Here is a 282-nt window from a genome sequence, read left to right on the forward strand (position 1 = left end):
ACCAAAGACATTCACTGTGTGACGTCCTGGTCCAAGCTCGATACTGCATGGGAGGGCGTGCTCATCGAGGACATCCTTGCGGCAGCAGGGATTGAGCGGCCTACTGACTTTGTCCTGGCGCATTGCTACGACGGGTATTCCACCAACGTCCCTTTGGAAGACATGTTGTCCGGGAAGGCGATGGTCGCCCTGAACTATCAGGGGCAACCGCTTGCGCGTGACCATGGCGGACCGGCGCGCCTTCTCGTTCCCCACCTTTACTTCTGGAAGTCCGCCAAATGG

General features: G+C 58.5%; 1 protein-coding gene. It reads left to right on the top strand.

The window, feature by feature from the left end; all coding sequences use genetic code 11:
- Positions 1-282: molybdopterin-dependent oxidoreductase (locus HBA93_RS20750; RefSeq protein ID WP_221724532.1), on the top strand; the 282-nt coding region annotated here is incomplete at both ends.

Source organism: Ochrobactrum sp. SFR4, assembly GCF_019730395.1.
Taxonomy (GTDB): domain Bacteria; phylum Pseudomonadota; class Alphaproteobacteria; order Rhizobiales; family Rhizobiaceae; genus Pseudochrobactrum.